The 8,972-nt window shown below is 74.6% G+C and carries 6 protein-coding genes; all 6 read right to left on the bottom strand.

Annotated elements, in window-relative coordinates:
• The coding region (locus EBN88_RS26190) for a BTAD domain-containing putative transcriptional regulator (protein WP_122399527.1) at positions 1 to 3,058 on the bottom strand (3,058 nt) is incomplete at its 3' end.
• A gap of 38 nt (positions 3,059 to 3,096) precedes the next feature.
• Positions 3,097 to 4,371: a class I SAM-dependent methyltransferase gene (locus EBN88_RS26185; RefSeq protein ID WP_122399526.1), complete on the bottom strand. Its 1,275-nt coding sequence runs from the start codon at positions 4,369 to 4,371 to the stop codon at positions 3,097 to 3,099.
• A complete protein-coding gene (locus EBN88_RS26180) occupies positions 4,368 to 5,348 on the bottom strand; it encodes a carbohydrate kinase family protein (RefSeq protein WP_122399525.1) in 981 nt (326 codons plus the stop codon). Before EBN88_RS26180 ends, EBN88_RS26185 begins: the two co-directional genes overlap by 4 nt.
• A 14-nt stretch (positions 5,349 to 5,362) precedes the next feature.
• Positions 5,363 to 6,571 carry a methionine adenosyltransferase gene (gene metK / locus EBN88_RS26175; protein WP_122399524.1) on the bottom strand — a complete coding sequence of 403 codons (1,209 nt, stop codon included), beginning with the start codon at positions 6,569 to 6,571 and terminating at the stop codon, positions 5,363 to 5,365.
• Between the two features lie 191 nt (positions 6,572 to 6,762).
• Positions 6,763 to 8,331, bottom strand: coding sequence for a multicopper oxidase family protein (locus tag EBN88_RS26170; RefSeq protein WP_233580972.1), 1,569 nt, complete (start codon positions 8,329 to 8,331; stop codon positions 6,763 to 6,765).
• The gene (locus EBN88_RS31345; RefSeq protein WP_199742490.1) at positions 8,328 to 8,771 is read right to left on the bottom strand and encodes a hypothetical protein; all 444 of its coding nucleotides are present in this window, start codon (positions 8,769 to 8,771) and stop codon (positions 8,328 to 8,330) included. Before EBN88_RS31345 ends, EBN88_RS26170 begins: the two co-directional genes overlap by 4 nt.
• Between the last annotated feature and the right edge of the window lie 201 nt (positions 8,772 to 8,972).

The following is an 8,972-nucleotide window of genomic DNA, read 5'->3' as shown; positions in this document are numbered from 1 at the left end:
GCGGCTGGCCGCCCACGGCGGCCGCCGTGCGCAGCAGCACCGCGCCGGACTCGGCGCGGCCGCCGGCCACGGCGATCTCGGCGGCCAGCACCAGCACCCGGGCCGTGAGCGGCGCGTCGTCCACCCGGCCCGCCAACTCCCAGGCGTCCGCGCACGCTTCGGCGGCCGCCGCGAGGCGGCCCTCGGCGACGGCGAGATGCCCCTGGCTGACCAGCACCGCCGGCCGGTAGCCGATGCCCCGGCCGTGCGCCATCACCTGCGCCAGCGCCCGGTCCAGCAGCCGCCGCGCCTCCTCCGTGCGGCCCCGCGCGCGGCGCAGGTCGCCCAGCGCGTGCCAGGCGACGCCCGTCACCTCGCCCAGGCCGAGCCGCGCCGCCTGCTCGGCGGCCCGCGCCAGCCCGGCCTCCGCCTCGGCGTCGCGCCCGGTGCGGGCGTGTTCGACGGCGAGCCGCACCAGCAGCATCGGCTGGTCCTCGGCCACGCCGAGTTCACGGACGGCGCGCAGCGCCTCCTCCCACGCGCTGATGGCGCCCACATGGTCGCCCCGGTCGCTCTCCAGCTCGGCGAGCACGGAGAGGGTGAACGTCAGCCCGAGCCGTTCGCCGACGGTGCGGAACCCGTCGAGCGCGGCCCGCAGTTCGGCCCTGGCGGCCTGCGGCTGGCCGGCGTTGGCCAGCATCCGCGCGCCCAGCATCCGCGCGAAGGAGCCGACCCAGGGGTCGGGGTGGTCCTCGACGGAGCGCAGCGTGCCGGCGACGGCCTCGGGGGAGCCGGCGGCCAGCGAGCCGAGGATGCCGGCGGCGACCAGCGCCGGGTGGTCCACCTCGGGCAGCTCCCTGATCAGGGACAGCGCCTCGAAGAGGTGGCGCAGCCCCTCCTCCTCGCCGAGCAGCGCGCCGAGTTGGAGGCCGCCGATGGCGCAGACGATGGCGCGTTCCTTCGGGTGGCCGGCGGCCGGCAGGGCCAGGGCGCGGCGGGTCCACTCGGCGCCCTCCTCGCGGCGGCCGCTGAGCAGCCAGAACCATTCGAGGGCGGCGACCAGCCGCATCGGCAGCTCGGGCGGCCCGGAGCGCACCGACCAGTGGAGCGCGGCGTGGAAGTCGGCCAACAGGCCGCGCAGGGTGGCGAGTCCGGCGATCTGGCCGGCCCTGCGGAGCTCCGGCTCGGTGGCCTCGGCGATCTCCAGCAGGATGCGGGCGTGTCGCAGCCGGGTCGCGGCGTCCTCGTCGCCCGGGCCCTCGGCGGCGAGCCGGCCCGCCGCGTAGAGGCGGACGGTCTCCGGCATCCGGTAGCCGGTGCGGCCGGCCACCTCCTCGGACTGCACGAGGGACTTGGCGACCAGCCCGGACAGCAGCGGCGCGATCCGTTGCGGGGACAGCGGCGGGGCGGCGCAGACCCGTTCCACCAGGGAGAGTTCGGCGCGGCCCGCGAAGACGGCGAGCCGGCGGGCCAGGGTGCGTTCGGCGTCGTCCAGCAGCTCCCAGCTCCAGTCCATGACGGCGGTCAGGGTGCGCCGGCGGCCGCCGGCGGTGCCGGCGCCGCCGTCGAGGAGGTGGAAGCGGTCGTCGAGCCGGTCGCTGATCTCGGCGACGGAGAGCGACATCGTGCGGGCGGCGGCGAGTTCGAGGGCGAGCGGCAGCCCGTCGAGGGCGCGGCAGATCGCGACGACCGGGCCGACGGTGTGTTCGTCGAGGGTGAAGCCGGGCCGCACGGCGGTCGCCCGGTCGACGAAGAGCCGCACGGCGGGCGAGGCGGCGGCGTCGGCGGGCGAGGCGGCGTCGGCAGGGGAGGCGGGGAGCGCCAACCCGGCCAGCGGCAGCAGCCGTTCGCCGGGGACGCCGAGCGGGGCGCGGCTGGTGGCCAGGACGCGCAGCTCCGGGCAGCGGGCCAGCAGCGCGCCGACGGTCTCGGCGACGGCCTCGGTGAGGTGTTCGCAGTTGTCGAGGACCAGCAGCGTCGGGGACTCGGCGAGCACGGCGGCGAGGCGGCGCAGCACGGCGCCGGGGTGCGCGGTCTGGAAGCCGGGCGCGGACAGCAGCCCGCTCTCGCCGGCGCCGGTGGCGTCGAGCACGGCCCAGGGCACGGCGGCCGGTTCGGTGACGGAGGCCAGCTCGACGAGGCGGACGTGCCGGCCGCCGTCGCGGGCGGCGCGGCGGGCGGCCTCGGTCGCCACCCGGGTCTTGCCGACGCCGCCCGGTCCGGTGACGGTGACCAGCCGGGAGCGGTCGAGCAGTTCGGCGATGGTCGCCAACTCCTCGTCGCGGCCGGTGAGTTCGGTCAACGGGGCGGCCAGCTCCGGGCGGGGGGCGCGCGGGCCCTGGGGCGGGGCGCCCTCGCCGCGCAGCACCTCCAGGTGGGTGCGGCGCAGCTCGTCGGAGGGGTCGATGCCGAGGGCTTCGGCGAGCCGGGCGCGGCCCTCCTCGTAGACGGCGAGGGCCTCGGCGCGGCGGCCGGCGGCCTGGAGCGCGCGCATCAGCTGGGCGCGGGGGCGTTCCCGCAGCGGGTCCTCGGAGACGAGGGCGGAGAGTTCGGCGACCAGGGCGGCGCCCTCGCCGGCCGCGAGGTCGGCGTCGACGCGGTCCTCCCGCGCGCGGCGCCGGAGTTCCTCCAGGCGCACGGCGTGGGCGCGCACCGCCCTGGTGGGCGCGAGCCCGTCGAGCGCGGGGCCGCGCCACAGTGCCAACGCCTCGCGCAGCGGCGGGACGCGGCGGGCGGAGCCGTCGCCGGTCGCGGCGCGGACCAGGGACTCGAAGCGCAGCGCGTCGACGTCCTCGGCCCGCACCGCGAGCCGGTAGCCGGTGGGGCTTGAGTGGACGGTGCCCGGCGGCAGGGCCCGGCGCAGCCGGGCGACGAGCGCCTGGAGCGCGTTGTCGGGGGCCGCCGGCAGGTTCTCGTCCCACACGGCGTCCATCAGCTCGGCGCGGGGCACCTCCCGGCCGCCGGCGAGGGCCAGGACCGCCGTCAGGGTGCCGAGCCGGGCGCCGCGCACGGGCCGGAGGCCGTCCTCGGTCTCCACCCGCAGCGGCCCGAGGACGCTGATCACGGTCCCGGTCACCATCCCCTCATTGTGCCCCAAGGGCCGCCGGCGGGACCGGCTCAGACCACCGACAACTCGGGGAGCGGGAAGACCAGTTGGCCGCCGCCCTCCCGGTAGGCGCGTTCCCGTTCGACGAAGCCGTCGCGGTAGATCCACGGCAGCACCAGCAGCTGGTCGGGCTTGCGGGACTTGGCCTCGGCCTCGCTGACGATGGGGATGCCGGTGCCGGGCGTGAAGCAGCCGTCCTTGTCCTTGTTGACCTCCCCGATGCAGGGCAGGTCCCGTTCGGTGATGCCGCACCACTGGAGGATGACGTTGCCCTTGGTGGAGGCGCCGTAGCCGAGGGTCAGCAGGCCGCGTTCGCGGGAGGTGTCGAGGAACTCCCGCAGCCCGTCCCGGTACTGGACGGCGCGGCGGGCGAACGACTCGAACGGCTCCATGGTGTCGAGCGCCCGCTCGCTCTCCAGGATGCGGGCGACGCCGGCCTCGTCGATCCGGTGCCTGGTGCCCTTCCTGGCCAGCACCACGCACAGGCTGCCGCCGTAGACCGGGTTCAACTCGGCGCGGACCACGACCAGTCCGACCCGTTCCGCCATCCACTGGATCTGCCGCAGCCCGTAGTACTCCAGGTGCTCGTGGCAGACCACGTCGTAGGCGGTGGCCTCCAGCATCGCCGGCATGTAGCTCTGCTCCATCAGCCACAGGCCGTCGTCGTCGAGGACGTCGTGCACGTCGCGCATGAAGTCCAGCGGGCGCGGCAGGTCGTAGAACATGGCGATGGAGGTGACGACCTTGGCGCGGCGCTCGCCGAAGCGGGCGGCGAAGACCTCGCGGGAGAAGTACTCGGGGATCAGCGTCACATGGTCCGGGTAGTACTGGCGGAACGTCTCCCCGGTCGGGTCGATGCCGACCAGCGTGGGCCCGTCGGCCGGGTAGGCGCGCAGCAGGGTGGAGTCGTTGGAGCCGATGTCCAGCACGATGTCGTCGGGGCCCAGGTCGACGAGCCCGGTCAGCAGGGAGACCTTGCTGCCGAGGTGGTTGATCATGAACTCGCCCAGCCCGGAGCGGTATCCGTAGTCCCCGCCGTACATCAGGCCGGTGTCGGTGGTGTGCCGCAGCTGCACCAGGCCGCAGCCGTCGGGGGCGCAGCGGACCAGCTCCAGGGGAACGGCCGGCACCCTCTGTTCGCGGGTGCGGGGGAACGTTCCGGTGAGGGCCTGCTCGCCGAGGTCGAGCACGGGCAGCAGGGTGGTGTTGCCGCAGGCGCGACAGGCGGTGATGGCCTCGGCCGCCGGCCGGGCTTCGGGGTGCGGGGGGGCTTGCGTGCTGGTCAAGGCAACTCCAGGTCGTTGATGATGGCGGCGGCCGTCGCCGGCCCGTAGGCGCTTTCGATCCGCATCCACAGATCGGCGGCGGAGAGCTTGTACTCCTGCGTGCCGATGGTTTCGAGGACCACCGCCGCCACGGCGCAGCCCAGGCGCGCGGCGTGCGCGAGGGGCAGGCCCCGGGCGGTGCCGCTGAGGAAGCCGGCGCGGAACCCGTCGCCGGCGCCGGTCGGGTCGGCGATCCGCTCGGGCGCGACGGCCGGCACGGCGACGTCGGGCTCGCCGGCGCGGGCGATGACGACGCCGTCCGCGCCCTGGGTGATCAGCCAACAGCCCACCCGGTCGAGGAGTTGGTCGCGCGACCAGCCGGTGCGCTCGGCCAGCAGCGCCGACTCGTAGGCGTTGGTGAACAGGAAGCGGGCGCCGTCGACGAGCCGCCGCGCCTCCTCGGGGCCGAGCCGGGCGAGCTGCTGGGAGGGGTCGGCGGCGAAGTCGGTGCCGGTGGCGCGGCAGGCGTCGGTGTGCCGCAGCATGGCCTCGGGGTCGTCGGGCCCGACCATCACCAGCGCGATGTCCCCGGCCCGGCCCAGCTCGGCGGCCAGGTCGATGTGGCGGGCCTCGGCCATGGCGCCGGCGTAGAAGGTCGCGATCTGGTTCTGGTCGGCGTCGGTGGTGCACACGAAGCGCGCGGTGTGGCGTTCGGTGCTGACCCGCACGGCGCCGGTGTCCACGGCCTGGGCGCGCAGCCACTCGGCGTACTCGGCGAAGTCCCGGCCGGCGGCGGCCACCAGCAGCGGGCGTTGGCCCAGGCGGCTGAGCCCGACGGCGATGTTGGCGGCGACGCCGCCGCGCCGCACCTCCAACTCGTCGGCGAGGAAGGACAGCGAGACCTGTTCCAGGTTGCCGTCCAGCAGCTGTTCGGCGAAGCGGCCGGGGAAGGTCATCAGGTGGTCGGTGGCGATGGAGCCGGTGACGGCGACACGCATGGCGGCGGCTCCCCTCACGCGCCGGCGGCGGCGCGCAGCGCGTCCGCCCGGTCGGTGCGTTCCCAGGTGAAGTCCGGCAGCTCGCGGCCGAAGTGGCCGAAGCGGGCGGTCTGGGCGTAGATGGGCCGCAGCAGGTTCAGGTCCCGGATGATGGCGGCCGGGCGGAGGTCGAAGACCTCGGTGATGGCGCGTTCGATCCGCTCCGGCTCCACGGTGGCGGTGCCGAAGGTCTCGACGAAGAGGCCGACCGGCTCGGCCTTGCCGATGGCGTAGGCGACCTGCACCTCGCAGCGGGTGGCGAGCCCGGCGGCGACCACGTTCTTCGCCACCCAGCGCATCGCGTAGGCCGCCGAACGGTCCACCTTCGACGGGTCCTTGCCGGAGAACGCGCCACCGCCGTGCCGCGCCATCCCGCCGTAGGTGTCGATGATGATCTTCCGCCCGGTCAGCCCGGCGTCGCCCATCGGCCCGCCGATCTCGAACCGGCCGGTCGGGTTGACCAGCAGCCGGTAGCCCTCGGTGTCGAGCTTGATGCCGTCGGCGCCCAGCGCCGCCAACTCGGCCTCCACCACGTGCTCCCGGATGTCCGGGGTCAGCAGCGTCTCCAGGTCCACGTCGGCCGCGTGCTGGCTGGAGACCACCACGGTGTCCAGGCGCACCGCGCGGTCCCCGTCGTACTCGATGGTGACCTGGGTCTTCCCGTCGGGCCGCAGATAGGGAACGGTCCCGTCGCGCCGCACCCGGGACAGGCGGGCCGACAGCCGGTGCGCCAACCGGATGGGCAGCGGCATCAGTTCGGGCGTCTCGTCGCAGGCGTAGCCGAACATCAGGCCCTGGTCGCCGGCGCCCTGCCGGTCCAGCTCGTCCTCGTCGCCCTCGACGCGGGACTCGTAGGCGGTGTCGACGCCCTGCGCGATGTCGGGCGACTGGGCGCCGATGGACACCTCGACGCCGCAGGAGGCGCCGTCGAAGCCCTTCCTGGAGGAGTCGTAGCCGATCTCCAGGACGGTGTTCCGCACCAGCGTCGCGATGTCCGCGTACGCGCTGGTGGTGACCTCGCCGGCCACATGGACCAGTCCGGTCGTGATCAGCGTCTCCACCGCCACCCGGGAGGCGGGGTCCTGCCTCAGCAGGGCGTCGAGCACGGCATCGCTGATCTGGTCGGCGATCTTGTCCGGGTGACCCTCGGTCACGGACTCCGAGGTGAACAGACGGCGGGTCATGGCCCTCCTTCGACGGTCCGGGCATCGCTGCCCACCGGGGGCGGGCGCGCCGACCGTACGACCGGCGTCATGAACCGGCCTGGAGAACCGCTCGAACGAGGGGGAGACGGGCCGCCCGGCAGCCGCGAACCCCCCGCCCTGGGCGGGGGGTTCGGGAGGGGTGAACGGAGTCGGCGCGGCCTCGGCGAACCTCAGCGCACCTCGAAGTTGCCCATCATCATCATGTCCTCGTGCTCCAGGTTGTGGCAGTGGAAGACGTACTTCCCCCGGTAGCCGTCGAACCGGGTGATGATGCGCGCCTGTTCGGCGGGCCCCAGGTCCAGGGTGTCCTTCCAGCCGCCGTCGAACCGTCCCGGCTCCCTGGAGCCCCGCTTGAGCACCTGGAAGTGCACCAGGTGCAGATGGATCGGGTGGTGGAAGTCGGTGTACAGGTTCCAGATCTCGATGTCCCCGTGGTTCGGCGCGGCGTGCACCCGGTCCACGGAGAACGGGTCGCCGTTGATGGTCCAGCCGTGCTGCCCGTCCACGGCGTTGGACTGGAAGACCATGTCCCGCTCGCGCACCGCGTCCGCCGGGTCGAGCCGCTCGATCTCGGAGAGCCGCTCCGGGACCTCGCTCTCGTCCCGCGCCTCCCGCACCACCCGGAACTCCATGACGTCGGCGGTGGTGCCCGAGCCGAAGTCGTTGACCAGGCGCACCGTCTGGCCGGGACCGTACCGGGAGAAGTCGACGACGACCTCCTGCCGTTCGGCCGAGGCCAGGTCGATGTGCGGGTGTGCCCTGGGCCGCTCCAACAGCCCGCCGTCCGAGGCGATCTGGACCAGCGGCTCGTCCACGCCGTCCGGCGCCGGGTCGAGCCGCAGCCGCAGCCGGCGCGCGTTGCAGCCGTTGAGCAGCCGCAGCCGGTAGCGCACCGCGTCCACCTCCTGGTACGGCCACGGCGTGCCGTTGACCAGGATCACGTCGCCGAGCACGCCCGCCTCGTACGGGGCGGTCACGCCCGGCGTCTCCAACAGCTCCGGGTCGCGGCTGGGGTAGCGCAGCGCCCCGTCCTCGTCGAAGGCGCGGTCCATGATGACCAGCGCCAGGTCCCGGTCGCCGTCCGGCAGCGGCAGGGCGCGTTCCTCCTCGTCGGTGACGAGGTGCAGCCCGGCCAGGCCGCGCCAGACGGCGGGGGCGGTGAAGTCCATGCGGTGGTCGTGGTACCAGAGCGTGGCCGCCCGCTGGTCGATCGGGTACTCGTAGCTGCGGCTGCCGTGGGTGACGTCGCCGGCGTGCCCGCCGTGGCCCGTGCCGTGGTGGTCGTCGAGCGAGCCGTCGGCCGGCAGGATCAGGTCCGTCGGATACCCGTCGTGCTCGGGCGCGACCCGCCCGCCGTGCAGATGCACGACGGACGGCACGGGCAACTCGTTGCGGTGCCGCACCACCGTCGTCCGGCCGCGCGGCGAGACGATGGTCGGGCCGGGGAAGATCCCGTCGTAGCCCCAGATCGGGGTCTGGACTCCCTCGAAGAACTCGGCGGTGGCCTCCCGTTGGGTGATCTCGTAGACGTCGGTGTCGCCCGTCGACTCCACCGGGGCGAGCACCGGCGGCTGGGTCAACGGCCGTCGGAACGGCGGCGGCAGGTCGATCCCGCTGCGCAGCAGCGTGCCCGTGGAGTCGGTGCCGGTGAAGCGGAAGGCGAGCAGGCCGCCCCCGCCGATCGCCAACGCGCCGGCCCCGGCGCCCCACAGCAGCGAACGGCGCGAGATCCCGCTCACGAGGCGGCCTCCCGATCGCGTGGCTCGCGCGGTTCGCCGGCCTGGTGCACCCGCAGGCAGATCACGACGGCGGCCGTGAGCATGGCGACGCCCAGCGGGATGTGCAGCGACACCAGCCGGGCCGCGCCCGCCGCGTTCTGCGCCTGGTTCGCCACCAGCAGGCCGAGCGTGGCGAGGAACGGCCACAGCCGGCCCTTGCCGTGCCAGCGCAGCAGCCCGGCGAAGAGCAGCGTGAAGAACAGCACCACATCGGTGCCGGTCGCCGCGTAGCGGTGCCAGCTCAGCGCGTCGTAGCCGCCGGACAGGAACTGCCCGGCGGAGACGGCCTGCGCGAAGTACACCAGCGTGACGGCGTACATCAGGACGGCGTACCCGAGGGCGTAGCGGCGTCGACGGCCGGCCCGCGCGTCGACCGCCGGCACTGCCGGTAACGTGGCCATGGCTCGAACTCCCCCTCTGATCGGTCTGGTTGCCCAAGACGCCAAGACTAGGAGGGGCCCCCACCCCCGGCGCAATGATCACGGAACGCACACAATCGCCGCACCGGGCGGCCATGGCGGCGCGACCGCGCCCGGCCCGTGCCGCATCGTCGCAGCTCAACGCGGCGCGGCCGGCCCGCGCCGAGGCCCGGCCCGCGCGCG

It is taken from the genome of Streptomyces triticirhizae, assembly GCF_003696235.1.
GTDB lineage: Bacteria > Actinomycetota > Actinomycetes > Streptomycetales > Streptomycetaceae > Streptomyces > Streptomyces triticirhizae.
The sequence above is the reverse complement of the archived record's forward strand: the minus strand, read 5'-3'. Positions and strand labels throughout refer to the sequence as shown.